Here is a 25,597-nt window from a genome sequence, read left to right on the forward strand (position 1 = left end):
GGTCTAGGTGAGTTTCTTCACGAACACCATGCTGCGGCGGTCCCAGTTGTACTTGCGCTTGCGCGCCTCGGGCAGCCAGTCCGGGTCCACCTGGACGAAACCGCGCTTGAGGAACCAGTGCATGGTGCGGGTGGTGAGCACGAAGATGCTGTCCAGCCCCATCGCCTTGGCGCGCTGCTCCACGCGCCGCAGCACCTTCTCGCCGTCGCCCTGGCCCTGGCTTTGCGGCGACACCGTCAACGCCGCCATCTCGCCGGTGCGGGCCTCGGGGTAGGGGTAGAGCGCCGCGCACGCGAAGATCACGCCGTCGTGCTCGATGATCGTGTAGTTGGCGATGTCGCGCTCGATCTCGGTGCGGTCCCGCTTGACCAGCGTGCCGTCCTTCTCGAACGGTTCGATGAGCTGCAGGATGCCACCGACGTCGTCGGCCGTGGCTTCGCGCAGTTCCTCCAGCTTCTCGTCGACGACCATGGTGCCGATGCCGTCGTGCACGTAGACCTCGAGCAGCAACGAGCCGTCCACCGAGAACGGGATGATGTGGCTGCGCTCCACGCCCGCCTTGCAGGCCTTGACGCAATGCTGCAGGTAGAACGCGGTGTCGGAAGGATTTTGCGCGGCGGGCAGGCTGGCCAGCAGCTGCTCGGCGGCGGCGAGGGGCAGCTCGGTGTCGATCGGGTTGTCCTCGCCTTCGGGCTCCAGCGGCTGCGCGCGCACGCCGGGAATCTCGGTGAGGAAGATCAGCTTGTCGGCCTGCAGGGCGATGGCGACGCTGGTCGCGACCTCCTCCATGGTCAGGTTGAAGGCCTCGCCGGTGGGCGAGAAACCGAAGGGTGACAGCAGCACCATGGCGCCGAAGTCCAGCGAGTGGCTGATGCCCCCGACGTCCACCTTGCGCACCAGCCCCGAATGCTGGAAGTCCACGCCATCGACGATGCCCACCGGCCTCGCGGTGATGAAGTTGCCGGAGATCACGCGCACCGTGGAGCCCGCCATCGGCGTGTTCGGCAGGCCCTGGCTGAAAGCCGCCTCGATCTCGTAGCGCAGCTGCCCGGCGGCCTCTTGCGCGCAGTCCAGCGCCACTTCGTCGGTGATGCGCATGCCATGCGAATAGCGCGCGGCGTGGCCCTTGGCCTTGAGCTGTTCGTTCACCTGCGGACGGAAGCCGTGCACCAGCACCACCTTGACGCCCATGCTCTGGATCAAGGCGATATCCTGCGCGATGTGGTGCAGCTTGCCCGCCGCGACGGCTTCGCCGGCCAGCCCCACCACGAAGGTCTTGCCCCGGTGCATGTGGATGTACGGCGCCACCGACCGGAACCAGGGCACGAAGGTGAAATTGAAGATGGCTGACATCGTTGCAGGTCGGCGCTCGGGCGATAGGGACGGCACAGTGTAAGGGAGCCCCCCTGCGATCGCCGAGGCCGCCGCGCGGGCTTTGCGCTATCGTGCGGGGATGGACAGTCTGGCGGCGGGGTTCTGGGGCGCATTCTTCGGCACGGCGACGCTGATGCTGCTGGCCGCGCTGGCAGTCTTCCTGCGCTCGCAGCGCCGCGTGGCGCTGATGGCGGGCCTGTCCGCCATGGTATCGGCCGCCTTCGTCGCAGCGTATCTCGGCTGGTTTCCGGTCGCCGGCGCGGCGGAGGCTCGCGTGCTCGCGCACGTGGCCATCGTCGCGGCGACCACGCTGTCCCTGATGCTGCTGTCCCTGCTGGGCCTGTTGCGGCAGGCGGGCGCGGCGCGCCGCGTGGCGACCGGGCTGGCTTTGCTGGGGGCCGCGGTCATCGGCGCGGGCTGGCTGCTGGATGCCGGCCAGGCGCTGGCCCTGAGTTCCGTGGTGGCCATCGGTGTCGGCAGCGTCATGCTGGTGGTTGCATTGCGCAGCGCCCTGCGCGGTGATCGCCTGGCGTGGACCAGCGTATCGGGCGTCTCCTTCATGCTCATCGCCGTGGCGGGCCTGAGCTGGATCGCGATGGACCGCGGCGCGCCGTGGCCGGTGCACGCGGCCAGCGCCCTCGCCGGCATGGCGTACCTGTCGGTCATGGCGCTGGCGTTGTGGACGCGCTACTCCTATCTGCTCGAACTGGCGGAGGTGATGGCGCACGGACCCAGCTACGACCCGGTGACCCGCATGCGCTCGCACAGCGAAACGGGGCAGCTGGTCGGCGACGTCTTCTTCCGCCGCGACGGCGAAGCGCGTCCCATCGGCGTGCTGGCGATCTGCGTGTCGAACTTGTATGCGCTGGAGAACCTGCACGGCCGCGCCGCCTTCAACCATGCCCTGTTCGTGTGCGCCGGACGCCTGCGGCGCTGCGTGCCGCAGGCCGTGGAGATGGGGCGCCTGGGCGACGACGGCTTCCTGCTGCTGGTGCGAACCACTTCGGACCTGACGGAGCTGCGCGCGCTGGCCCGGCACATCCGCGACCGGCTGGTGCGGCCGGTGTCCCTGAGCACCGGCAGCGAGCCCGCGCGGCTGGAGGCGGGGGGCACCGCGTGGGTGGCCGAGATCGGCATCGGGGTGCTGGCCACCAGCACCGGCGTGCGCCCTTCGCAGGCCGTGACGACGGCACGCGCCATGGCGCGCACCGCCTGGACGTATCCGAGCCGCCTGGCTTTCTACGATGCGCAGGCCGGCCGGATCGCGGAACTCACCACCCAGCCGGGAAGTCTGGTTCCCGGCACCTAGCCACGCGACGCGCGCGGCCCTTTGCGCTATCTTCCCCGCATGGACAGGGTGGCGGCAGGTTTCTGGGGAGCGTTCTTCTGCACGGCGACGCTGATGCTGGTGATCTCGCTCGCCGCATTCGCCCGCTCGCAGCGGCGCGTCGCGCTCATGGCGGGCCTGACGTCGCTGACTTCCGCCGGCTTCGTGGTCGCCTACCTGGGCTGGCTGCCGATCGAAGGCGCCGTGGAAGCGCGCGTGCTGGCGCACGTCGCCGTGGCCAGCGCCGTGCTGCTGGCGCTGATGCTGATGGCCACCTTCGGCATGCTGCGACAGCGCGCGGTGGGCCGCGTGGCTCTCCTGCTGCTGTTCGCGGCGGCGGCGGTGGTGCTGCTGGCCGGCTGGATGCTGGAACCGGGGGAGGCGCTGGCCATCAGCTCGATGGCGGCCTTCGGCGTCGGCAGCGCGATGCTGGTCGTCACCGTGCGCGGCGCCCGCCGCGGCGATCGCGGCGGCTGGTCCTTCGTCGCCGGACTCGTGTTCATGCTGGTGGCCATTGCGTCGCTGAGCTGGATCGCGCTCACCCGGCCGACGGCCTGGCCGGTCCACGCGGTGGCGGCGCTCTCGGGCGTGGCGTATCTCTGCGTGATTGCGGCCGTGCTCTGGGCGCGTTACTCCTACCTGCTGGAGCTCGCCGAGGTGATGTCCCACGGCCCCAGTTACGACCCGGTCACGCGCATGCGCTCGCACAGCGAAACCGGCCAGATGGTGGGGGAGGCCTTCTTCGGTCGCGGGGCGGACGCGCGGCCCATCGGGGTGATTGCCATCTGCATCGGCAATCTCTATGCACTGGAGAACCTGCACGGACGCGCCGCCTTCAACCACGCGCTGTTCGTCTGCGCCGGACGCCTGCGCCGCTGCGTCCCGCAGAACGTGGAGATGGGCAGGCTCGGCGAAGACGGCTTCCTGCTGCTGGTGCGCAGCCCGGCGCGGCTGGACAACCTGGCCCAGCTGGCCGGCAGCATCCGCGAGCGGCTGGTCCGGCCCGTCACCCTGAGCACGCGCAGCGACCCCGCCGGCCTGGACGGGCCGAACACCTCCTGGGTCGCCGAAGCCGGTGTCGGCGTGCTCCTGACGAACACGCAGGTGCGGCCCTCGCACGCGGTCGCCACCGCGCGGGCCATGGCGCGCACGGCCTGGAGCTACCCCAGCCGCCTGGCCTTCTTCGATCCGGCGTCAGGCCAGATCGCCGAGCTGCTGCCCGGCGACACCGAACGGCCCGGTCCTGCGGGCGCGGCCACAGCCTCCGCGGCCTGAGGCGCCCGCCGGCGCGGGATAATCACGGACTTTGCCCGCCGTGCCGTCTTGCCCGCTCCGTTGAACATCACCTTTCCCGAAAGCCTGCCCGTCTCCGCGCGGCGCGAGGAGATCATGGCCGCGATGGCGGCGCACCAGGTGGTGATCGTCTGCGGCGAAACCGGCTCGGGCAAGACGACGCAGCTGCCGAAGATCGCGCTGGCGATGGGCCGCGGCCGGCTGAACGCGCCGGAGGGCAAGGGCCGGCTGATCGGCCACACGCAGCCGCGGCGCATCGCCGCATCCAGCGTGGCCAAGCGCATTGCGCAGGAACTGCAGACGCCGCTGGGCGAAGTGGTCGGCTACAAGGTGCGCTTCCAGGACCGGCTGGCGCGCGACGCCTCGGTCAAGCTGATGACCGACGGCATCCTGCTGGCCGAGACGCAGTCCGACCCGCTGCTCAAGGCCTACGACACGATCATCATCGACGAGGCGCACGAGCGCAGCCTGAACATCGACTTCCTGCTCGGGTACCTGCGCCAGCTGCTGCCGCGCCGGCCGGACCTGAAGATCGTGGTGACCTCCGCGACCATCGACGCCGAGCGCTTTGCCCAGCACTTCGCGTCCGCCGAGGGACCCGCGCCGGTCATCTACGTCTCGGGCCGCATGTTTCCGGTGGAGCAGCGCTGGCGCCCCTTCGAGGAGTCGCGCGACTTCGACCTGAACGACGCCATTTCCGATGCGGTCGACGAACTCTGGCGCGGCAATGCGCCAGGAGACATCCTCGTCTTCCTTCCCGGTGAGCGCGAAATCCGCGAGGCGGCCGACCACCTGCGCAAGCACCTTGCGCACGACCCGCTGACACGCAATGCGGAAGTGCTGGCCTTGTTCGCCCGCCTGTCGCAGGCGGAGCAGGAGCGGGTGTTCGACAGCCACGCCGGGCGGCGCATCGTGCTGGCGACCAACGTCGCCGAGACGTCGCTCACGGTGCCGGGCATCCGCTACGTGATCGACACGGGAACGGCGCGCGTGAAGCGCTACAGTTTTCGCAGCAAGGTGGAGCAGTTGCTGGTCGAGCCGGTCAGCCAGGCGGCGGCCAACCAGCGGGCCGGACGCTGCGGCCGCGTCGCCAACGGCATCTGCATCCGCCTCTACGGCGAGCAGGACTTCGCCGGCCGCCCGCGCTTCACCGATCCCGAGATCCTGCGCTCCTCGCTGGCCGGCGTGATCCTGCGGATGAAGTCGCTGCGCCTGGGCGTGGTCGAGGACTTCCCCTTCCTCGACCCGCCCTCGCGGCGCGCCATCGCCGACGGCTACCAGTTGCTCAACGAGCTGGGCGCCGTGGACGACGACAACGAACTCACGACCATGGGCGCCGAGCTGGCCCGCCTGCCGCTGGATCCGCGCGTGGGACGCATGATCCTGGAAGCGCGCGAGCGCGGCGCGCTGCACGAGGTGCTGGTCATTGCTTCCGCGCTCGCGCTGCAGGACGTGCGCGACCGCCCCATGGAGCTGCAGGCGCAGGCGGACCAGCAGCACGCGAAGTTCGACGACGAGAAGAGCGAGTTCTCGGGCTACCTGCGGCTGTGGCAATGGCTGGATGAGGCGCGGGGGGGCAGGCCCTCACCCCAACCCTCTCCCGCAAGCGGGAGAGGGGGCACTTCGCTCGAGGGCGCGCACCACAAGCTCTCCAACCGCCAGTACGAGCAGCTGCTGCGCCAGAACTTCATCAACGTCCGGCGCGTGCGCGAATGGCGCGACGTGCACAGCCAGTTGCTGACGGTGGTCACCGAGCACAAGTGGCGGCTGAACGGCCAGCCCGCCAGTTATGAACAGCTGCACAAGGCGATGCTGTCGGGGCTGCTCGGCAACATCGGCTTCAAGCTGGAGGACGACGAGGCCTACCTCGGCGCGCGCGGCATCAAGTTCTACCGGCACCCCGGCGCGCACCTGAAGAAGCGGCCCGGCCGCTGGATCGTGTGCGCCGAACTGGTGGAGACCACGCGCCTGTTCGGCCGCGGCATCGCCAACATCGATCCGCAGTGGGTGGAGGAGGTCGCCGGCCACCTGTTGAAAAAGCAGTTGCTCGACCCGCACTGGGAGAAGAAGGCCGCCGAGGTCGTCTCGCTCGAGCGCGCGACGCTGTACGGCCTGGTGATCTACAGCGGCCGCCGCGTGCCGTTCGCCCGTGCGGACCTGCACGGCGCGCGCGAGATCTTCATCCGCGAAGGCCTGGTCGCGGGGCAGTGGGAAACGAAGCTGCCTTTCCTGGCCGCGAACCAGAAGCTGGTCAAGCAGGTGGAGGAGCTGGAGCACAAGGCGCGCCGGCAGGACGTGCTGGTGGACGAGGAACTGATCTACGCCTTCTACGACCAGCAGGTGCCGCGGGACGTGCACAGCGGCGCCACCTTCGAGGCGTGGTACCGCGAGGCGGCGCGCGGCCGGCCGGAGCTGCTGAAACTGACGCGCGACGAGCTGATGCGGCACGAGGCGGCCGGCATCACCAGCAACGCGTTCCCGAAGATCGTGAAGCTGGGAGGCGTCGACTGTTCGGCCACTTACCTGCACGAGCCCGGCGATGCCCGCGACGGCCTGACCGTGGCGGTCCCCCTGTTCGTGCTGAACCAGGTGAGCGAGGAACGCGCGGAATGGCTGGTGCCGGGCATGCTGAAGGACAAGGTGCAGGCGCTGCTGAAAAGCCTGCCGCAAAAGCCGCGCTCGCGCTTCGTGCCGCTGCCGGAGTCCGCGGCGCGCATCGCCGCGGAACTATCGACCCCCGAGCGTTGGGCGAACGGCGGGTTGACGGACGTCCTGCTCAAGGTGGTACGCGATGCGACCAGCCTGGACGTCAAGCGCACCGATTTCAAGCTGGACATGGTCCCCGCACACCTGTTCATGAACCTGCGGGTGGTGGACGAAAATGGCCGGCAACTCGGCATGGGCCGCAACCTCGGTGCGCTGAAGGCGGAGCTGGGCGCACAGGCGCGCGGCGCGTTCCAGGCGTTGGCGGGGTTGAAGGTAACCTCTGTCCTTTCCCCCTCTGGGGGAGGGCAGGGTGGAGGCACTTCGTCGAGTGCTGACACGCGGCGCCCCCCTCCCGGCCTCCCCCCAAAGGGGGGAGGAGGAACTTCCGCAGCGAGCGCCGAGCAGAAGTACACCGCCTGGACCTTCGGCGAACTCCCCGAGCTCATGGAGGTTCGCAAGGGCGGCACCAGCCTGGTCGGCTTCCCGGCGCTCATCGACAAGGGCGACGCCGTGGCCATCGAGGTGTTCGACGAGCCTGACGTTGCCGCGGCGAAACACCGCGCCGGCCTGCGGCGCCTGTTCGCGCTGCAACTGCGCGACGCCCTGAAGTACCTGGAAAAGAACCTCCCGGACCTGCAGAAGATGGCGGTGGCCTTCATGCCGCTCGGCACGCTGGAGGAACTGCGGGAGCAAGTCCTCGAGGTGGCGCTCGATCGCGCCTTCATGCTCGACCCCTTGCCGGCGAACGCCGCGGATTTCCAGCGGCGGCTGGACGAGGGCCGGGGCCGGCTGACGCTGATTGCCAACGAGGTCGCGCGGCTGGCCGGCGTCGTCCTGGCCGACTACGCCGCAGCGGCACGCAAGATCAAGGACACCAGGATCCAGCCGGAAGCCACCGCGGATGCCGCGCAACAACTGCAGCGGCTGGTGCCGAAACGCTTCCTGTCGAGCACGCCATGGCTGCGGCTGCAGCACCTTTCGCGCTACCTGAAAGGCATCGTGCTGCGGCTCGACAAGTTGCGAGCCGACCCCGCGCGCGACGCCGCCCGGCTGGCCGAACTCCGGCCGCAGGAGCAGCGTTACTGGCGGCTGGTGGCCGAGCGCAAAGGGGCCGTGGACGAGCGCATGGAGGATTTCCGCTGGCTGCTGGAGGAATTGCGCATCAGTTTCTTCGCGCAGGAATTGCGCACGCCCCAACCTGTCAGCCTGAAGCGCCTCCAAAAGGTCTGGGACCAGCTGCAAAGCTGACGGGACTGCCGCGCGAACCTTGGTCGTCGGTACAAAGCCCGATATCCTGCGGCCCGCCTGGCGGGCTACCGTGTGGGATCACGAGAGGTTTGCCATGGATCGACGCTGTTTCCTGGAGTCCTGCACCGCCGGTGCCGCCGGCCTGTCCGGCGCGGTGGCTGGTGTCCCGGCCTGGGCCGCCAACGCGGTGCCCAAGGAGTATGGGCGCGCGATGCTGGTCAACGAGCGCGGGGATCCACTGCGGGCGTCGGAGCTGAAGCCGCAGCTGAACTACGTCTTTCACTATCCGTTCGAGGCCACGCCGGTGTTCCTGCTGGACCTGGGACGGCCGGTCGCGCCGCACGCGCTGGTGACGCAGGATCGCAGCGCCTACAACTGGCCGGGCGGCGTCGGCCGCCAACGCAGCATCGTCGCGTTCTCGGCGATCTGCGCGCACCAGCTGGTGTACCCGACGCGGGAGGTAAGTTTCATCAGCTTTCGCAAGACGCGGGCGCAGCGCGGGGTGCAGGACGGGTTGATCCACTGCTGCGCGGAGCACAGCCAGTACGACCCCGCCAAGGGGGCGCAAGTGCTGTCCGGGCCGGCGAAGCAGCCGCTGTGCGCGGTGCTCCTGGCGCATGAACCGAAGGCCGACACCCTGACGGCTTACGGCACGCTCGGCGGCGAGCTGTTCGACGAATTCTTCCGCAAGTACGAGATGAAGCTTTCGCTGGACGTGGGCGCGAAAGCGAAGAACGCGGTGCGCGGTCAGTCGGTGGTGCGGGAACTGGACAAGTTCTGCCGCAATGCGATCCAGTGCTGAGGAACTTCCAACAACCGGACGCAGAAGGCGCAGAAACTACGCAGAAGACGCAAAAAGGAAAACCAACAAAAGGTTTTGGATGTCCTTCTGCGCCTTCTGCGCCTTCTGCGTAACTTTTGCGCCTTCTGCGTCCGGCTGTTCGGGTTTGGCGGTCAGAGCTTGGCCAACCGGTCCAGCGCGCTGCGCAGCGTCTCGTCTTTCTTGGCAAAGCAGAACCGCACGATGCCCTGGTCATCGCCGTCCACGTAGAGCGCGGACATCGGGATGGCGGCGACGCCGAACTCGTTGGTCAGCCACTTGCAGAAGTCGGCTTCCTTCAGGTCGCTGACACCGGAGATGTCGACGCACTGGAAATACGTGCCTTCACTGGGCAGCAGCTTCAGCCGGGTGCGTGCGATGCCCTCCCGGAACAGGTCGCGCTTGCGCTGGTAGAACGCCGACAACTGCAGGTAAGGCTCGGGCGAAGCCATATAGCTGGCCAGGCCGAACTGCATCGGCGTGTTCACCGTGAACACGTTGAACTGGTGCACCTTGCGGAATTCCGCCGTCAGCGCCGCCGGTGCGGCCACGTAGCCGATCTTCCAGCCGGTCACGTGATAGGTCTTGCCGAAGCTCGAGACGATCAGCGAGCGCGCCGCTAGGCCGGGGAAGCGGGCGGCGCTCTGGTGCAGCTGGCCGTCGAACACCATGTGCTCGTACACCTCGTCGCTGATGACGAAGATGTCGGTGGGCGCCAGCAGGTCCTGCAACCGCAGCATCTCCGCGCGCGTCCAGACGGTGGCGCTGGGGTTGTGCGGGGAGTTGACGATGATCGCGCGGGTGCGCGGCGAGATGGCGGCGCCGATCTTCGCGAAGTCGGGGCGGAAGGTGCCGGGCGTCAGCGGCACGCGGACCACCACGCCGCCGGCCAGCTCGATGTTGGGCACGTAGCTGTCGTAGCAGGGCTCCAGCACGATCACCTCGTCGCCGGGCTTCACGATGGCCAGCACCGCCGTGATGATGGCCTGCGTCGCGCCCGCCGTGATGGTGATTTCGGTGGCCGCGTCGTACTTGCGGCCGTACAGGGCTTCGATCTTGGCCGCCACGGCTTCGCGCAGCGCGGGCACGCCCGTCATCGGCGGATACTGGTTCAGGCCCTTGCGCATGGCGTCCGTCACCGCATCCAGCAATTTCGGGTCGCAGTCGAAGTCGGGGAAGCCCTGGCCCAGGTTCACGGCGCCCTTCTCGGCGGCGAGGGCGGACATCACGGTGAAGATGGTGGTCCCGATGGTGGGGAACTTGGTCTGCAGGGGCGGAGTGCGGTCCAGGGTGCTCATGGGCTTTGTCGATTCGGCGGGTCTTTCCAAGTGTATGAGCTAATCGGATCGCTGTTCTCCGCATGAATCGTGCGCTTGTTCATCCCGCGGCTGTCCCTGCGCACCGAGGCGGGAATCCGCACGGAGGCAGGCAATGCGTTCGGGCTAGAATTGACGGTTTTGATTTTCAGAGGATTGACATGGCTGGCTGCGTTGAGCTTGTTTCGCAACAACGTGTGAAGGGCTGGGCCCCGCACGATCCAGCGCGAAAAGGTCCAGCTACCGTGCGTGTCTCGCTGGGCGACACCGTCGTCGCGGAAGGCGTGGCCGACATCCATCGCGCCGACGTTGCCGCTGTCCTGAAGTCGGAAGGCACGCATGGTTTCGACATCCAGCTTTCGAACCAGATCGATCCGGCAGAACTGGCAAACCTCAAGGTGTCCTCGTCCAAGGCCGGAGGCTGGAACGCGCTGACAGTGCTGCAACGGCCGGCCCGTGCACCGAAGCCGGCGGCGGCCAAGCCCGCGGCGGCGAAGTCGAAGGTGGCGAAGTCCGGGGCGGCAAAGCCGAAGCGTTCGTACCAGGACTTCGACGGCACCGGCGGGTCGAAGTCGAACGAAAAGCTCGAGGCGCTGCGACTCGGCGACCTGCCGCGGCCCGATCCGGCCCAGCCCCCCTTGAAGGACAAGGCGGTTCTCGACATCGGCTGCAACGAGGGCTTCTTCTGCATGGAGGCGGTGCGCCAGGGCGCGCGCCGCGTGCTTGGCGTCGACTTCAAGCAGGAGGCGGTCGAGAGCGCCCGGCAGCGTTGTCCCGAGGCCGAATTCATGAAGGCGTCCTGGTGGGACATCCCGGACGAGAAGTTCGATGTCATCTTCTTCCTCTCGGCCATCCACTACGAGCGCGAGCAGCTGGCGCTGCTGAAAAAGCTCGCCACCCACCTCAACCCCAACGGCGTGCTGGTCCTCGAGTGCGGACTCATGAACGAGCCTGGGGTGCGGGCGTGGCGTACCGTCAAGCGCTGGGATGGCGTGAAACGTTATCCGACGCGCGACTACCTCCTGAACGATCTGTTGCAGGATTACGCCGTGCGGGCGGTCGGTCGCAGCGTGGATCAAAAGGGCGATCCGGTGAACCGGTACGTCTTCCATTGCACGCCGCACCAGTCGGTGGCCATGCTCATCGGCGGCCGCTCCAAGAAGGGCAAGTCCAGTCTCTCGTTCCAGTTCGAGGCGAAAGGGGTTCCGGCCTATCCGACCGATGCGGTCCTCAAGAGGCTCATCCTCGACGAGGCCCAGCAATGGCGGCCGATGTCACAGGCGCTCACGGGCCAGTTCGGCAAGAACTGGCCGCTGAACATCGCCAAGCTCGGCGACTACCTGGTCGAGAACAACCTGGTCGACGAGCTTTGCGCCATGATCGTCGACGAAGCGCCGGTCGAGGCGAAGCTGTTCATCATCCAGGGGGAGGTGTTGCGCCACGCCCCCGTGCAGCAGGCGCTCAAGCAAAAACTGAAGGCAAAGCACGTCCGCGCCTGGCTCGTCGATCCGCTGTGATGGCGACCGCTGCGACGCCGAATCGCAGCGGTTCGACAGTCACATGTCGAAGTCGGTGCCCTGGCCCGTCATCGCCTTGGCGATGAGGTTGCGGTCCAGGCGATCGGACAGCAGCTCGGCGAAGCGGTAAACGAAGTTTCGCAGGTAGGCGCCGCGCTTGAAGGCGACGCGCGCCAGGTTGTGCCCGAACAGGGTGCCCAGCGGCCGCACCGCCAGGTCGTTGTTGCTGCCGTCGTCGCGCACCGCCATCTCCGCCACGATGCCGATGCCCAGGCCCAACCGGACGTAGGTCTTGATCACGTCGGAATCGATCGCCTCGAGCGCGATGCGCGGCGTCAGCTTGCGCTGGGCGAACGCGGCATCGATGCGGGTGCGGCCGGTGAAGGACGGGTGGTAGGTCACCAGCGGTTCCGCGGCGATGTCCTCGATGGTGATGCGTTCCTTCTTCACCAGCGGGTGCGACTGCGGCAGCACCAGCACGTGCTGCCACTCGTAGCACGGCAGGGTGACGAGGTCGCCGTAATCCGAGAGCGATTCGGTGGCGATGCCGATTTCCGCCACTTCGTCCATCACCATCCGCGCCACCTGGTCCGGCGAGCCCTGGTGCAGGCTGACACTCACCTTGGGATAAGCCTCGCGCAGCTTGGCCACCGGAACCGGCAGCACATAGCGCGCCTGCGTATGGGTGGTGGCGATGGAGAGGGTGCCGCTGTCCTGGGCGCTGAACTGCTCGCCGATGCGCTTGAGGTTGCCGACCTCGCGCATGATCAGCTCGATGCTCTTGAGCACGTGCTGGCCCGGCTCGGTCACGCGCTTGAGCCGCTTGCCATGGCGGGCGAAGATTTCGACGCCGAGTTCTTCCTCCAGCTCGATGATGGCCTTCGACACGCCCGGCTGCGAGGTGTGCAGCGATTTTGCCGCCTCGGTGAGGTTCAGGTTCCGCCGTACCGCCTCCTGGACGAAGCGAAACTGATGCAGATTCATACCGGATTTATTCTAAGAAAGAGATTCATTATGCCAATCTCTCTTATTCCAATGCAATCCTTGCGATCAGGTCGATCACGCGAGCGTCTTCTCCGATCGACTTCTGCAACGAAAACGTGACCTGCGGGTGCTCGGCCTGCACCTGTGACAGGAGCCTGGGCAGGTCTTCGCGCGCGTGCCGGCCGGTGCCCAGGAACATCGGGACGATCCTGACGTCGCGCGCGCCTTGCGCCACCAGCTGCGTCGCGGCTTCCGGCAGCGTGGGCGTGTCCAGTTCGAGATAGGCGCAGAGCACTGGCACTTTCGGCTGCATGGCCCGAAGCCGCGCGGCCACAGCTTCCATCGGCAGCCGCCACAACGGGTCGCGCGATCCGTGCCCGAACAGGATGACGGCCTGCGTCACTAGCGCCTCAGGACCAGCCAGCCGAACGCGCCCAGCGAGAACAGCGTGTAGAGGAATCCCGGCGCCCCCGCAGCGACCCAGGGCCGCCAGTTCTGCAGGTTGCCGATGTAGCCGAACACGTTGTTCAGCAGGAAGAAGCTGATGCCGATCAGCACCCCGCCGAACACGTAAGTGGTGATGCCGCCCTGGCGGAAGTGCAGGTAGGCGAAGGGAAGCGCCAGCACCACCATCACCAGGCACGACAGCGGATAGAAGACCTTGCGCCAGAACTCGATCTCGTAACGCTGCGAAGTCTGCGAGTTCGCCTCCAGGTGCCGCACGTACTGGAACAGGGCGATGGTGCTCATGCGGTCCGGCTTGAGCAGCGCCACCGACACCATCTCCTGGGTGATCTCGGTGGGCCACCGCAGCGTCGGCGACTTCACGCGCAGCACGCGCGCCGGCTCGACCTCGGCACTGGTGAATTCGGTCCGGTCCGCGTCCTGCAGGATCCACGCGCCCTCGTCGAACCGACCGCGCGGCGCCTGCGTCAGGGACACCAGGAAGCCGCGGGAGTCGGCCTCGAAGATCCTCACGTTGCGCATCTGGCCGTCGGCATTGAGCCCGCCGACGTTCACGTTGTAGGAAAAGTAGCGCTGGCGCTCCTTCAGCCATGCGCCGGTGCTGCCGACCGAAACACCACCGCTCAGGCGCGCTTTCAGCAGTTGGGCGGTCCGGTCGCTGAGCGGAGCGAGGTAGTCGCCGGTGGCGAAGGTGAGCACGGTGAAGCCCAGGCCCAGCAGCAGCAAGGCCCGCAGCGCGCGCCACGGACCCAGGCCGCTGGTGCGCAGGATGGTGTACTCGGAGCTCTGCGCGAAGCGCGCCATCACGAAGATGGTGCCGATCAGCACGGCGATCGGCAGCAGTTCGTAGAGGTGGTTCGGCACGCGCAGGGCGACATAGGCCAGGGCCTGCGTCATGCGATAGGCCTGGATGCCCCGGCCCAGGTTGCCCAGCTCCTCGACGAAGTCGAAGAAGAAGAACAGCGCCAGGAATCCCAGGCTGACAAAGGCCACGGCCTGCACCACCTCGACGAACACCAGCCGGCGGATGGTCCTCATGCGGCGCGACCTCGCAACCGGCGCAGGCGTGGGGCGACCATCCAGTTGTTGTGCTGCTTGGCCAGCCAGAGGGCGGCGGCGGCAAAGATGCCCCCATGCAGGAGCAGGATGAACGTGAAGAAGCCCGCGCGGCCGCCGGCTATCCAGCTTTGCCCGAGGTTCAGCAGGTTGAAATAGACGACGAAAGCGAAGAGGGCGAACACCAGGTTGCCGCTGCGGCCCACGCGCGGATTCACGCTGGACACCGTCACCGCCAGGATCACGAAATTCAGCGCCGCCAGCGCCATGCCCAGGCGCCACGCCAGCTCTCCCTGGTTCACGGGCGTGGGCTCCCGGATCAGCCGCAGCGTCGTCCGCGTCTTGATGGGGCTGTCGGCCTGCACGGCCAGCTTGGCGCTGTCCACGCGGGTACCGTGCTGTTCGAATTCGCTGATGCGCAACCCTTCGCCCTTGAGCGAGTTTTCCAGCCGCTGGCCATTGGACAGCAGCAGGAACTGGCTGTCGCCCACGGTTTCCACCCGGCCGGTGCGCGCCGAGGTGACCGTCTCCTTGTCCTTCTCGACGCTGGAGATGAAGATGTTCCGGCCCGACTTGTTGTCCGGCGTGTCCTTGTCCAGGAAGAACACCCGCCGCCCGCTGGCCGACTCCTGGAACTGGCCCGGCGCCACCCGCTCCAGGTCGCCCCGGCTGCCATAGCGGTCCTTCAGTTCCTGGGTCTGCTGGTTGGCCCACGGCCAGATGGCCAGCGAAAGCAGGGCGATCACCAGCAACACCGGCCAGGCGAAGCCGAAGAGCGGCCGCACGAAGGCCGACAAGCCGCGGCCGGCGCTGAACCAGATGACCATCTCGCTGTCCCGGTACATGCGCGACAGCGTGCCGACGATGGCGATGAACAGCGACAGCGTCAGGATGGTGGGCAGGTAGCCGAGCACGACGTAGCCCATCACCATCAATACTTCTTCCGGGTTCACGCTGCCGCGGCTGGCCAGGCCCAGCGTGCGGATCAGGGTCATGGTCATGACGATGGTGACCAGCACCACGAGCGAGGCGCCGAAACTGCGCGCCAGCTCCTTGCGGACGGTTGAATGGAATAACATCGGCGGCCGAGGCGCCTTGCGCCGTGAACAACAACGGATTATGGACTTCGAACTCAAGACCCTCGACCTCGCCGGCGCAGCCGCGGAGAAATGCGACGTGCTGCTGGTGGTGGTGACGGAGGGCTTCCAGGCCAAGGGCCGTGATCCGGTCTCCCGCCTCGTGTCCGCCGCGCTCGCCGCGCGCGACCTGGAGCCGAAGCCCGGGAAGATGTTGCATGCCTACCGGCCCGAAGGCGTGGCCGCCACCCGGGTGATGTTCGTCGGCGCTGGCGACGGCTCCGGCAAGCGCGTGCATGCCGCGGTGCAGGCGGCAGCGGGCGCCCTGCGCTCCGCCGCGGCCAAGAAGCTGGTCATCGTGCTGCCGGCGGGCAGCGGCGACGCCGCCGTCCGCGCCGCCGTCTGCGGCACCGCCGAAAGCAGCTATGTGTACGTGGCCACCAAGTCCAAGCCGGAAGGGCGCGAGCTGAAGAAAGTGGTGATCGGGGTCGCCGACGCTGCCGCGCACCGGCAGGCGTTCCAGCGTGCACGGTCCGCCGCGGTGGGCATCGAGTTCGCCCGCGAACTGGGCAACCTGCCGCCGAACTACGCGACCCCCACGCGGCTGGGCGAGGAGGCGCAGCGCCTGGGCAAGGCGCACGGTTTCGCGGTGGAAGTGATGGGACCCAAGGAAGTGGCCCGGATCGGCATGGGCTCCTTCGCCAGCGTCGCCAAGGGCTCGGCCGAGCCGCTGCGCTTCATCGTGATGCGCTACGACGGCGCCGGCAAGGGCGAGGCGCCCGTGGTGCTGGTCGGCAAGGGCATCACCTTCGACACCGGCGGCATCTCGATCAAGCCGTCCGCCGAGATGGACGAGATGAAGTACGACATGGGAGGCGCGGCCAGCGTGCTGGGCACCTTCCGCGCGCTGGCCGAACTGAAGCCGAAGCTGAATGTCGTGGGCCTGATTCCCAGCTGCGAGAACATGCCGGACGGCAGCGCCTACAAGCCCGGCGACATCCTCACCAGCCTGAGCGGCCAGACCATCGAGGTGCTGAACACCGACGCCGAGGGCCGCCTGATCCTCTGCGATGCCCTGACGTACGCGGAGCGCTTCAAGCCGCGCGCGGTGATCGACATCGCCACGCTAACGGGCGCGTGCGTAGTCGCCCTGGGCGGGGTGCGCAGCGGAATGTTCGCCACCGACGACGACCTGGCCGACCAGCTGCTCGCCGCCGGCGATGCGGCGCTGGACCCGTGCTGGCGCCTGCCGATGGACGACGAATACGCCGAAGGGCTGAAGACCAATTTCGCCGACGTTGCCAACGTGGCCGGCCGCGCCGCCGGCGCGGTGGTGGCGGCCAAGTTCCTGCATCGCTTCGCCCAGAACTATCCCTGGGCCCACCTGGACATCGCGGGCACCGCCTGGAAGGGCGGCGCGTCGAAGGGCTCCACCGGCCGGCCGGTCGGGCTGCTGCTGGAATTCCTGCTGGCGCAGGAGGGCAGGGCCGTCACAGCGACGCCCCGGAAGGCCGCCGCCAAGGGCGGCCGGTCGCGCGCCAAGGCATGACGGAGGTCACCTTCCACTTCAACGTGCCGGACCCGCTGGCGTATGTGTGCCGGCTGGTCCGCCGGGCCACCGGCACCGGCGCGAAGGTGGTGGTGACCGGCGGCGGCCCGCTGTTGCAACAGCTGGACGAGGAGCTGTGGCGCTTCTCCGCGACCGACTTCATCCCCCATTGCCACGCGGCGACCGCGGAGCCGCAGGTGCTGCAGGCCTCGCCGGTGGTCCTGGCGGACCAGGTGCGGGGTGCTCCCCACCAGGACATCCTGGTCAACCTGGGAGGGGCCGTGCCCGAGGGATTCGAGAAATTCGAGAGGCTCAACGAAATCGTGACCCAGGACGAGACCGACCGCCAGCAAGCGCGAACGCGCTGGAAACACTACGCTTCCCGGGGCTACGCCATCCGGAAGTACGACGCGGTGACACGGGAGTCGAGCTGATGGCCAATCGCACCCCGCCGCGCTTCGTGCCGACACTGACCCAGGTCGTGCACTCGGGCCCGGCCCCGTTGGGGCCCTCGTCGTCGCCTGCGCTGTCCCAGGACCAGCTTGTGCAGCGCGTGCTGCAGCGGGTCGACCTGGCGCTCGACCGGCGCGTACGGGAGGCGATCGCCTCCGTGGTCGTCGAACAGACCGCACAACTGACCCCCCTGCTGCGTGAGCGGCTTGAGGTGGCGGTGCGCCAGCTGGTGGCCGAAGCTGTCGCCGAAGAGATCGCCAAGACTGCAAATCGCTGACGACCTAGACCTTTCCCTATGGCCCGGGCCTGGAAATTGCGATAACGTCGCCACCCGTTGAGCATGCAATGGCTCTCAACTAAATCCTATATCTGGAGGTTCTCATGCAATTCAAACTGAAACTGACGGTCGCCATGGCCATTGCAGCGGCCAGTGGCCTGGCCGCGGCCCAGGAGCAGGTCGTCAAGATCGGTCACGTCGCCCCGCTGTCCGGCGCGCAAGCTCACTATGGCAAGGACAACGAAAACGGCGTCCGCATGGCCATCGAGGACCTGAACGCGCAGAAGATCAAGATCGGCGGCAAGACGATCAAGTTCGAGATCCAGGCTGAAGACGACGCCGCCGACCCGAAGCAGGGCACGGCCGCCGCCCAGAAGCTGTGCGACGCCAAGGTCGCCGGCGTGGTCGGCCACCTGAACTCGGGCACGACGATTCCCGCCTCCAAGGTCTACAACGACTGCGGCATCCCCCACGTCACCGGCGCGGCCACCAACCCCGGCCTGACCAAGCCCGGCTACAAGACCACCTACCGCATCATCGCCAACGACAACGCCCTGGGCGCCGCGCTGGCCCTGTACGCGGCCGACACCCTGAAGCTGAAGAAGGTCGCGATCATCGATGACCGCACTGCCTACGGCCAGGGCGTCGCCGAAGTGTTCAAGAAGACCGCCCAGTCCAAGGGCATGCAGGTCGTCGACGAGCAGTTCACCAACACGAACGCCACCGACTTCATGGCGATCCTGACCACCATCAAGTCCAAGAACCCGGACGCCATCTTCTACGGCGGCATGGACCCGCAAGCCGGCCCCATGCTGCGCCAGATGGAGCAGCTGGGCCTGGCCAACGTCAAGTACTTTGGCGGCGACGGCATCTGCACCAGCGAGATCATCAAGCTGGCAGCGGGCGCCAAGACGCTGGACAACGTGATCTGCGCCGAAGGCGGTGCCTCCCTGGCCAAGATGCCCGGCGGCAAGGCCTGGAAGGAAAAGTACGACAAGAAGTACCCGAACCAGTTCCAGGTGTACAGCCCCTACACCTATGACGCCACGTTCGTCCTGGTCGACGCGATGAAGCGCGCCAACTCGGTCGACCCGAAGGTCTACACCAAGGAACTGGCCAAGACCAATTTCAAGGGCGTGACATCGACGATCGTTTTCGAGTCGAATGGCGAGCTGAAGAACGCCTCGACCACGCTCTACACGTACAAGGGCGGCGTGAAGAACCCGATGTAATCTGCTGATCCGCGGTAACGCGGTGTATCGGCCAAAGCCGCCTTCGGGCGGCTTTCTTGTTTCCGCTTCACTGATGGATACCTGTCGCTCGCGCGCCGCGCGCGCGTAGGCCCAGCCCAACTCATCGTGTGCGCGTGGTCCTACAGCCCGCGCCAGCATTGGGTTTGCGGGCCATCGCGCTTTCCTGTCGGGTTGAAGGTGCGCGTCGAAACCGGTACCCTCCCTCGTCCTGTTGGTTCCGCCAACAGTTGCTTACCAATGGGGGAATGACATGGAAGTACTCGCGAAACTGCCTGCTGCCGAGCATCGCGACGGGGACCATCTGAAGCAGGTGTTGAAGGCGCTGTCCGCCTTCAGGCGGGGCGAGCAGGGTGTGAGCCTTCCGACCGAATGGGACGGGCTGTTCGGCAAGATCGCGGCTGAATTCAACGACCTTTCTGCCCAGACCGCCCGCTCCATCCAGAAGCTGAAGTCCGTCGCCGGCGGCCCGCACAGCGGTGCCCGCGCCGGCCGCCGCGTCAACGACGACAAGCTCACGGGCTTCTGGCAGGAGAGCGTGGGCAGCGTGAATGCATTGCTCGACGAGGTGGAACTCGGCGCCGAGCGCACGCGCACCATGCTGGCGGCCTTGACCGACCTGAAGAAGGGCAGCATGCGCGCGGAACTGCCGCATGACTGGTCCGGGCTGTTCGGCAAGGTTGCCGATGTCTTCAACGACGTCGTCACCGAGAACGTGCGGATTTCGCAGGAACTGGCGCGCCTGTCGCGGGTGGTGGGCAAGGAAGGCAAGCTGAAGGAACGCGCCGCCATGCCGAGCGTGGGCGGCTTCTGGCGCGACTCCGCCGAGTCGATCAACTCCCTCATCTCCGACCTGGTGCACCCGACGTCCGAAGTGGCGCGCGTGATCGGCGCGGTGGCCCAGGGCGACTTGTCGAAGTCCATGGCCCTGGAGGCCGACGGCCGCGCGCTGGAAGGCGAATTCCTGCGCACCGCCATGACCATCAACAAGATGGTGCAGCAGCTGGGCACCTTCTCCGCGGAAGTGACGCGGGTGGCGCGGGAAGTGGGTACCGAGGGCAAGCTGGGCGGGCAGGCCGACGTGCAGGGCGTGGCCGGCACGTGGAAGGACTTGACCGATTCCGTGAACTCGATGGCCGGCAACCTGACCGCCCAGGTGCGGAACATCGCGGAGGTGACCAAGGCCGTGGCCGCGGGTGACCTGTCCAAGAAGATCACGGTGGACGTGAAGGGCGAAATCCTCGAACTGAAGAACACCATCAACACGATGGTGGACCAGCTGCGCTCCTTTGCTTCGGAGGTGACGCGGGTGGCGCGCGAAGTGGGCACCGAAGGCAAATTGGGCGGCCAGGCCGACGTGCAGGGCGTGGCCGGCACCTGGAAGGACCTGACCGAGTCGGTGAACTTCATGGCCGGCAACCTGACCTCGCAGGTGCGGAACATCGCCGACGTGACCAAGGCCGTGGCGGCAGGTGACCTGTCCAAGAAGATCACGGTGGACGTGAAGGGCGAAATCCTGGAACTGAAGAACACCATCAACACGATGGTGGACCAGCTGCGGTCCTTCGCTTCGGAAGTGACGCGGGTGGCGCGCGAAGTGGGCACCGAGGGCAAATTGGGTGGCCAGGCCGACGTGCAGGGCGTTGCCGGCACCTGGAAGGACCTGACCGATTCCGTGAACTCGATGGCCGGTAACCTGACCGCCCAGGTGCGGAACATCGCCGACGTGACCAAGGCGGTGGCCGCCGGTGACTTGTCCAAGAAGATCACGGTGGACGTGAAGGGCGAGATCCTCGAGCTGAAGAACACGATCAACACGATGGTGGACCAGCTGCGTTCCTTCGCCTCCGAAGTGACGCGGGTGGCGCGCGAAGTGGGCACGGAAGGAAAGCTGGGCGGCCAGGCCGACGTGCAGGGCGTGGCCGGCACCTGGAAGGACTTGACGGACTCGGTGAACTTCATGGCCGGCAACCTGACGTCGCAGGTTCGGAACATCGCCGAGGTGACGACGGCCGTGGCCGCCGGTGACCTGTCCAAGAAGATCACCGTGGACGTGAAAGGTGAAATTCTCGAATTGAAGAACACCATCAACACGATGGTGGACCAGCTGTCCTCCTTCGCTTCCGAAGTCACGCGGGTGGCGCGGGAAGTGGGTACCGAAGGAAAACTGGGCGGCCAGGCCGACGTGCAGGGCGTCGCCGGCACGTGGAAGGACTTGACCGATTCGGTGAACTTCATGGCCGGCAACCTGACCTCCCAGGTGCGGAACATCGCCGAGGTGACGACGGCCGTGGCCGCCGGCGACCTGTCCAAGAAGATCACGGTGGACGTGAAGGGCGAAATCCTGGAGCTGAAGAACACCATCAACACCATGGTGGACCAGCTGTCCTCGTTCGCTTCGGAAGTGACGCGGGTGGCCCGCGAAGTGGGTACCGAAGGCAAGCTGGGCGGGCAGGCCGACGTGCAGGGCGTGGCTGGCACGTGGAAGGACTTGACCGACTCCGTGAACTCGATGGCCGGCAACCTGACGGGCCAGGTGCGGAACATCGCCGATGTGACGAAGGCCGTGGCCGCCGGCGACCTGTCCAAGAAGATCACGGTGGACGTGAAGGGCGAAATCCTCGAACTGAAGAACACCATCAACACGATGGTGGACCAGCTGCGCTCGTTCGCTTCGGAGGTGACGCGGGTCGCGCGCGAAGTGGGTACCGAAGGCAAATTGGGTGGCCAGGCCGACGTGCAGGGTGTGGCCGGCACGTGGAAGGACCTGACGGATTCCGTGAACTCGATGGCCGGCAACCTGACCGCGCAGGTGCGGAACATCGCGGACGTGACCAAGGCCGTGGCGGCAGGTGACCTGTCCAAGAAGATCACGGTGGACGTGAAGGGCGAAATCCTCGAACTGAAGAACACCATCAACACGATGGTGGACCAGCTGCGCTCCTTCGCCTCCGAAGTGACGCGGGTGGCGCGGGAAGTGGGAACCGAAGGAAAACTGGGCGGCCAGGCCGACGTGCAGGGCGTGGCCGGCACCTGGAAGGACCTGACCGACAACGTGAATTCGATGGCCGGCAACCTGACCGCGCAGGTGCGGAACATCGCCGAGGTGACGACGGCCGTGGCCGCCGGCGACCTGTCCAAGAAGATCACGGTGGACGTGAAGGGCGAGATCTCGGAGCTGAAGATCACCATCAACACCATGGTGGACCAGCTGCGAAGCTTCGCCTCGGAAGTGACGCGGGTGGCGCGGGAAGTGGGCACCGAAGGAAAACTGGGCGGCCAGGCCTACGTGCAGGGCGTGGCCGGCACGTGGAAGGACCTGACCGACAACGTGAACTTCATGGCCGGCAACCTGACCTCGCAGGTGCGGAACATCGCGGACGTGACCAAGGCGGTGGCGGCCGGCGACCTGTCCAAGAAGATCACGGTGGACGTGAAGGGCGAGATCCTGGAACTGAAGAACACCATCAACACGATGGTGGACCAGCTGTCGTCGTTCGCCTCCGAAGTGACGCGGGTGGCGCGGGAAGTGGGCACCGAAGGAAAACTGGGCGGGCAGGCCTATGTGCAGGGCGTCGCCGGCACCTGGAAGGACCTGACCGACAACGTGAACTTCATGGCCGGCAACCTGACCTCCCAGGTGCGTGGTATCGCCAAGGTGGTGACCGCGGTGGCCAACGGCGACCTCGAGCAGAAGCTGACCGTGGAGGCCAAGGGCGAGGTGGCGGCGCTGGCCGACACCATCAACGGCATGACCGACACGCTGGCCACGTTCGCCGACCAGGTGACGACCGTCGCGCGCGAAGTGGGCGTGGAAGGCAAATTGGGCGGCCAGGCCAAGGTGCCGGGCGCCGCGGGCACCTGGAAGGGCCTGACGGAAAACGTGAACCAGCTGGCCGCCAACCTCACCACGCAGGTGCGGGCGATCGCCGAGGTGGCGACGGCCGTGACGCAGGGTGACCTGACGCGTTCGATCACGGTGGAGGCTCTGGGCGAGATGGCCGCGCTGAAGGACACCGTCAACGAGATGATCCGCAACCTGAAGGACACCACGCAGGTCAACACCGAGCAGGACTGGCTGAAGACCAACCTGGCCAAGTTCTCGCGGATGCTGCAGGGCCAGCGCGACCTGGTCGCGGTGGGCCACCTGATCCTGTCCGAGCTGGCGCCCGTGGTGGGCGCGCAGCAGGCGGAGTTCTACGTGCTGCGCTACACGCAGGAGCAGCCGAAGCTGCGCCTGATGGCGTCGTATGCCTCCGACGGCCACGGCGCGTACGGCAAGGAAGTCGATCTCGGCCAGGGCCTGGTCGGCCAGGCCGCCTTCGACAAGAAGAAGATCATGCTGACTTCCAGCTTCCCCGAGACGCTGAGGATCGCATCCGGCCTCACCGAGACGGCGCCGCTGAACGTGCTGGTGCTGCCGATCATCTTCGAAGGGCAGGTGCGGGGCGTGATCGAGCTCGCTTCCATCGAGCGCTTCAATCCGACCCACCAGGCCTTCCTGGACCAGTTGACGGAATCGATCGGCATCGTGATCAACACGATCGAGGCCAACATGCGGACGGAGGACCTGCTGGCCCAGTCGCAGTCGCTGGCGCAGGAGCTCCAGTCGCGGCAGGAAGAACTGCAGCAGACCAACGAGGAACTGCAGGAGAAGGCCCGCCTGCTGGCCCACCAGAACCAGGAGGTGGAGCGCAAGAACGCGGAAGTGGAACAGGCCCGTCAGGCCCTGGAGGAGAAAGCCAAGCAGCTGGCCCTGACGTCCAAGTACAAGTCCGAGTTCCTGGCCAACATGTCGCACGAGCTGCGCACGCCGCTGAACTCGCTGCTGATCCTGTCCGACCAGCTGTGCAAGAACCCCGAGGGCAACCTCACGCCCAAGCAGGTGGAGTTCGCCAAGACGATCCACTCGTCCGGCAACGACCTGCTGATGCTGATCAACGACATCCTGGACCTGTCCAAGATCGAGTCCGGCACGGTGGTCGTGGACGTCAACGACCTGCGCCTGTCCGACCTGCAGCTGTACGTGGAGCGCACCTTCCGCCACGTGGCCGAAGCCAAGAACGTGGACTTCACCGTCCGCACCGGCCTCAACCTGCCGGGCTCGATGGTCACGGATGCCAAGCGCCTGCAGCAGATCCTGAAGAACCTGCTGTCCAACGCCTTCAAGTTCACCCACCAGGGCCACGTGACGCTGCAGGTCGAGGAGGTGTTCGCCGGCTGGAGCAACGACAACGAGGACCTGAACCGCGCCCAGCAGGTGCTGGCGTTCTCGGTGTCCGACACCGGCATCGGCATCTCGCCGGACAAGCAGCAGATCATCTTCGAGGCCTTCCAGCAAGCCGACGGCTCCACCAGCCGCAAGTACGGCGGCACCGGCCTCGGCCTGGCGATTTCGCGCGAGCTGTCCAAGCTGCTCGGCGGCGAGATCCGCCTCGTCTCCGCACCGGGACAGGGCTCGACGTTCACGTTGTTCCTGCCGCTGGTCTACATGGCCACCCGCACGGCGCGGCGGGTGTCGACCGACTTCCGGTCCGACCAGACGATCACGACGACGCCCAAGCGCCTGTCGCCGCCGCCGCAACCCGCGGCGCGTGCGGCCGACCTCGGCTCGAGGGAAGTGGCGGACGAGGAGGACGAGGTCGTCTCGGACAACGTCGCCAATGACGACCGCGACAACATCGAGTCCAGCGACCAGGTGCTCCTGATCGTCGAGAACGACCTGGCCTTCGCCCGCTTCCTGCTGGATGCGGCGCGCGGCAAGGGGTTCAAGGGACTGGTGTCGACGGTGGGTGCGGGCGCGCTGACCCTGGCCAGCCAGCACAAGCCGTCGGCGGTGACGCTCGACATGCACCTGCCGGACATGGCCGGTTGGCGCGTGCTCGACCGCATCAAGCACGACCTGGCGCTGCGCCATGTGCCGGTGTGCGTCATCTCCACGGACGACAGCAAGGACCGCGCCTTCAAGTCGGGGGCGCTGGCCTTCCTCGAGAAGCCGATCCGCTCCAAGGAAGTGCTCGACGGCATGCTCGAGAAGCTGCACGAATACGTGGCCCGCCCCCAGAAGACGCTGCTGCTGGCCGTGGACGACCCGGAAGTCCGCAGTGGCCTGCTGGCGCAGATCGAAGGCGAGCAGATCGACGTGACCCAGGTGGTGAGCCCGCAACAGTTGCTGCAGGCGCTGGACGACAACCGCTATGACGCGGTGGTGCTGCAGGATGGGTTCGCCGGCGTCGACCCGCGCGACTTCCGTCGCGCCATCAGCGGCCAGGCCGGCATCGGGCCCTTGCCGTTGATCCTGTATCGAGGGGAGGGCGGCGCCCGGCACCAGTGGCATTCCGACGACAGCGTCACCGTCCACGAGGTGCACGGCGAGGCCCGCCTGTTCGACGCCGCGCTCATCGCCCTGCATCGCAACCTGTCGCGCCTGCCGGAGGCCAAGCGCACTGTCATCGACCACGTCTACGAGTCCGCCAAGCCGCTCACCGGCAAGCGGGTGCTGATCGTGGACGACGACATGCGCAACATCTTCGCCCTCGCCACCGTGCTGGAAGAGCACGGCATGGACATCGTCTGGGCGGACAATGGGCGCGAGGCGATCAACCGGGTGGCCAACGATCCCGGCATCGAGGTCGTGTTGATGGACATCATGATGCCGGAGATGGACGGCATGGCCACGATGAAGGAGATCCGCAAGTTGCCCCAGGGCCGCAATCTCCCGATGATCGCCGTGACGGCCAAGGCGATGAAGGGCGACCGCGAGAAGTGCATCGAGGCAGGCGCCTGGGACTACCTGGCCAAGCCGGTGAACACGCCGGACCTGCTGGCGGTGCTGCGGGCGTGGTTGCAGCAATAATCCAAGGGCTTTGGGGACAGACCACGGCGA

At 67.0% G+C, this 25,597-nt stretch carries 16 protein-coding genes; 10 read left to right on the forward strand and 6 right to left on the reverse strand.

The genetic code is table 11. From position 1 onward, the window contains the following. Positions 1 to 3 precede the first annotated feature (3 nt). The gene (gene argA, locus WG902_RS02500) at positions 4 to 1,353 is read right to left on the reverse strand and encodes an amino-acid N-acetyltransferase (RefSeq protein WP_340058319.1); all 1,350 of its coding nucleotides are present in this window, start codon (positions 1,351 to 1,353) and stop codon (positions 4 to 6) included. Between the two features lie 100 nt (positions 1,354 to 1,453). On the opposite strand from argA, the gene WG902_RS02505 reads away from it, so the two are divergent. The 4 genes from WG902_RS02505 (at position 1,454) to WG902_RS02520 (ending at position 8,750) form a co-directional block, all read left to right on the forward strand. Further along, positions 1,454 to 2,683, forward strand: a complete 1,230-nt coding sequence (locus WG902_RS02505) for a GGDEF domain-containing protein (protein WP_340058320.1) — start codon at positions 1,454 to 1,456, stop codon at positions 2,681 to 2,683. A 39-nt stretch (positions 2,684 to 2,722) separates the two neighbouring features. Further along, positions 2,723 to 3,976 (forward strand): GGDEF domain-containing protein, encoded by a 1,254-nt coding sequence (locus WG902_RS02510; protein WP_340058321.1) that lies wholly within the window; start codon positions 2,723 to 2,725, stop codon positions 3,974 to 3,976. Between the two features lie 48 nt (positions 3,977 to 4,024). Beyond that, positions 4,025 to 7,948: an ATP-dependent RNA helicase HrpA gene (gene hrpA / locus WG902_RS02515; protein WP_340058322.1), complete on the forward strand. Its 3,924-nt coding sequence runs from the start codon at positions 4,025 to 4,027 to the stop codon at positions 7,946 to 7,948. A 94-nt stretch (positions 7,949 to 8,042) separates the two neighbouring features. Beyond that, positions 8,043 to 8,750 (forward strand): (2Fe-2S)-binding protein, encoded by a 708-nt coding sequence (locus WG902_RS02520; RefSeq protein WP_340058323.1) that lies wholly within the window; start codon positions 8,043 to 8,045, stop codon positions 8,748 to 8,750. Between the two features lie 152 nt (positions 8,751 to 8,902). On the opposite strand, the gene WG902_RS02525 is transcribed toward WG902_RS02520, so the two are convergent. Continuing rightward, positions 8,903 to 10,066: a pyridoxal phosphate-dependent aminotransferase gene (locus tag WG902_RS02525; RefSeq protein WP_340058324.1), complete on the reverse strand. Its 1,164-nt coding sequence runs from the start codon at positions 10,064 to 10,066 to the stop codon at positions 8,903 to 8,905. 62 nt (positions 10,067 to 10,128) lie between these two features. Between WG902_RS02525 and WG902_RS02530 the strand changes: the two genes are divergently transcribed. After that, positions 10,129 to 11,601: a class I SAM-dependent methyltransferase gene (locus WG902_RS02530; RefSeq protein WP_340058325.1), complete on the forward strand. Its 1,473-nt coding sequence runs from the start codon at positions 10,129 to 10,131 to the stop codon at positions 11,599 to 11,601. Between the two features lie 39 nt (positions 11,602 to 11,640). On the opposite strand, the gene WG902_RS02535 is transcribed toward WG902_RS02530, so the two are convergent. From WG902_RS02535 to lptF, 4 genes are read right to left on the reverse strand one after another with little or no spacing between them, the layout of a single operon-like run. Beyond that, a complete protein-coding gene (locus WG902_RS02535) occupies positions 11,641 to 12,585 on the reverse strand; it encodes a CysB family HTH-type transcriptional regulator (protein WP_340058326.1) in 945 nt (314 codons plus the stop codon). Positions 12,586 to 12,628: 43 nt separating this feature from the next. Further along, positions 12,629 to 12,988, reverse strand: a complete 360-nt coding sequence (locus WG902_RS02540; protein ID WP_340058327.1) for a sirohydrochlorin chelatase — start codon at positions 12,986 to 12,988, stop codon at positions 12,629 to 12,631. Beyond that, positions 12,988 to 14,088, reverse strand: a complete 1,101-nt coding sequence (gene lptG / locus WG902_RS02545; protein ID WP_340058328.1) for an LPS export ABC transporter permease LptG — start codon at positions 14,086 to 14,088, stop codon at positions 12,988 to 12,990. Before lptG ends, WG902_RS02540 begins: the two co-directional genes overlap by 1 nt. Beyond that, positions 14,085 to 15,185 (reverse strand): LPS export ABC transporter permease LptF, encoded by a 1,101-nt coding sequence (lptF, locus tag WG902_RS02550; protein WP_340058329.1) that lies wholly within the window; start codon positions 15,183 to 15,185, stop codon positions 14,085 to 14,087. Before lptF ends, lptG begins: the two co-directional genes overlap by 4 nt. A 40-nt stretch (positions 15,186 to 15,225) precedes the next feature. Here lptF and WG902_RS02555 point away from each other — a divergent pair, with 40 nt between their 5' ends. The 5 genes from WG902_RS02555 to WG902_RS02575 all read left to right on the forward strand — a co-directional run bounded on the left by WG902_RS02555 (position 15,226) and on the right by WG902_RS02575 (position 25,567). Beyond that, on the forward strand, positions 15,226 to 16,731 hold the full coding sequence (locus tag WG902_RS02555; protein ID WP_340058330.1) for a leucyl aminopeptidase: 1,506 nt from the start codon (positions 15,226 to 15,228) through the stop codon (positions 16,729 to 16,731). Further along, the gene (locus WG902_RS02560; protein WP_340058331.1) at positions 16,728 to 17,165 is read left to right on the forward strand and encodes a DNA polymerase III subunit chi; all 438 of its coding nucleotides are present in this window, start codon (positions 16,728 to 16,730) and stop codon (positions 17,163 to 17,165) included. The genes WG902_RS02555 and WG902_RS02560 overlap by 4 nt, the downstream gene beginning before the upstream one ends. Continuing rightward, positions 17,165 to 17,461, forward strand: coding sequence for a hypothetical protein (locus WG902_RS02565; RefSeq protein WP_340058332.1), 297 nt, complete (start codon positions 17,165 to 17,167; stop codon positions 17,459 to 17,461). Before WG902_RS02560 ends, WG902_RS02565 begins: the two co-directional genes overlap by 1 nt. 104 nt (positions 17,462 to 17,565) lie before the next feature. After that, positions 17,566 to 18,693, forward strand: coding sequence for a branched-chain amino acid ABC transporter substrate-binding protein (locus WG902_RS02570; protein ID WP_340058333.1), 1,128 nt, complete (start codon positions 17,566 to 17,568; stop codon positions 18,691 to 18,693). Between the two features lie 616 nt (positions 18,694 to 19,309). Then, complete coding sequence (locus tag WG902_RS02575; protein WP_445263664.1) at positions 19,310 to 25,567, forward strand: HAMP domain-containing protein; 6,258 nt, start codon at positions 19,310 to 19,312, stop codon at positions 25,565 to 25,567. Positions 25,568 to 25,597 lie beyond the last annotated feature (30 nt).

It is taken from the genome of Ramlibacter sp. PS3R-8 (assembly GCF_037572435.1).
GTDB lineage: Bacteria > Pseudomonadota > Gammaproteobacteria > Burkholderiales > Burkholderiaceae_C > Ramlibacter.

Excerpts from the sequence above, each read along its gene's own strand:
- argA (WP_340058319.1), bottom strand. The coding sequence starts at position 1,353 with ATGTCAGCCATCTTCAATTTCACCTTCGTGCCCTGGTTCCGGTCGGTG.
- lptG (WP_340058328.1), bottom strand. The coding sequence starts at position 14,088 with ATGAGGACCATCCGCCGGCTGGTGTTCGTCGAGGTGGTGCAGGCCGTG.
- WG902_RS02535 (WP_340058326.1), bottom strand. The coding sequence starts at position 12,585 with ATGAATCTGCATCAGTTTCGCTTCGTCCAGGAGGCGGTACGGCGGAAC.
- lptF (WP_340058329.1), bottom strand. The coding sequence starts at position 15,185 with ATGTTATTCCATTCAACCGTCCGCAAGGAGCTGGCGCGCAGTTTCGGC.
- WG902_RS02505 (WP_340058320.1), top strand. The coding sequence starts at position 1,454 with ATGGACAGTCTGGCGGCGGGGTTCTGGGGCGCATTCTTCGGCACGGCG.
- WG902_RS02555 (WP_340058330.1), top strand. The coding sequence starts at position 15,226 with ATGGACTTCGAACTCAAGACCCTCGACCTCGCCGGCGCAGCCGCGGAG.
- WG902_RS02525 (WP_340058324.1), bottom strand. The coding sequence starts at position 10,066 with ATGAGCACCCTGGACCGCACTCCGCCCCTGCAGACCAAGTTCCCCACC.
- WG902_RS02565 (WP_340058332.1), top strand. The coding sequence starts at position 17,165 with ATGGCCAATCGCACCCCGCCGCGCTTCGTGCCGACACTGACCCAGGTC.
- WG902_RS02570 (WP_340058333.1), top strand. The coding sequence starts at position 17,566 with ATGCAATTCAAACTGAAACTGACGGTCGCCATGGCCATTGCAGCGGCC.
- WG902_RS02510 (WP_340058321.1), top strand. The coding sequence starts at position 2,723 with ATGGACAGGGTGGCGGCAGGTTTCTGGGGAGCGTTCTTCTGCACGGCG.
- WG902_RS02520 (WP_340058323.1), top strand. The coding sequence starts at position 8,043 with ATGGATCGACGCTGTTTCCTGGAGTCCTGCACCGCCGGTGCCGCCGGC.
- WG902_RS02560 (WP_340058331.1), top strand. The coding sequence starts at position 16,728 with ATGACGGAGGTCACCTTCCACTTCAACGTGCCGGACCCGCTGGCGTAT.
- WG902_RS02530 (WP_340058325.1), top strand. The coding sequence starts at position 10,129 with ATGAATCGTGCGCTTGTTCATCCCGCGGCTGTCCCTGCGCACCGAGGC.
- WG902_RS02575 (WP_445263664.1), top strand. The coding sequence starts at position 19,310 with ATGCTGGCGGCCTTGACCGACCTGAAGAAGGGCAGCATGCGCGCGGAA.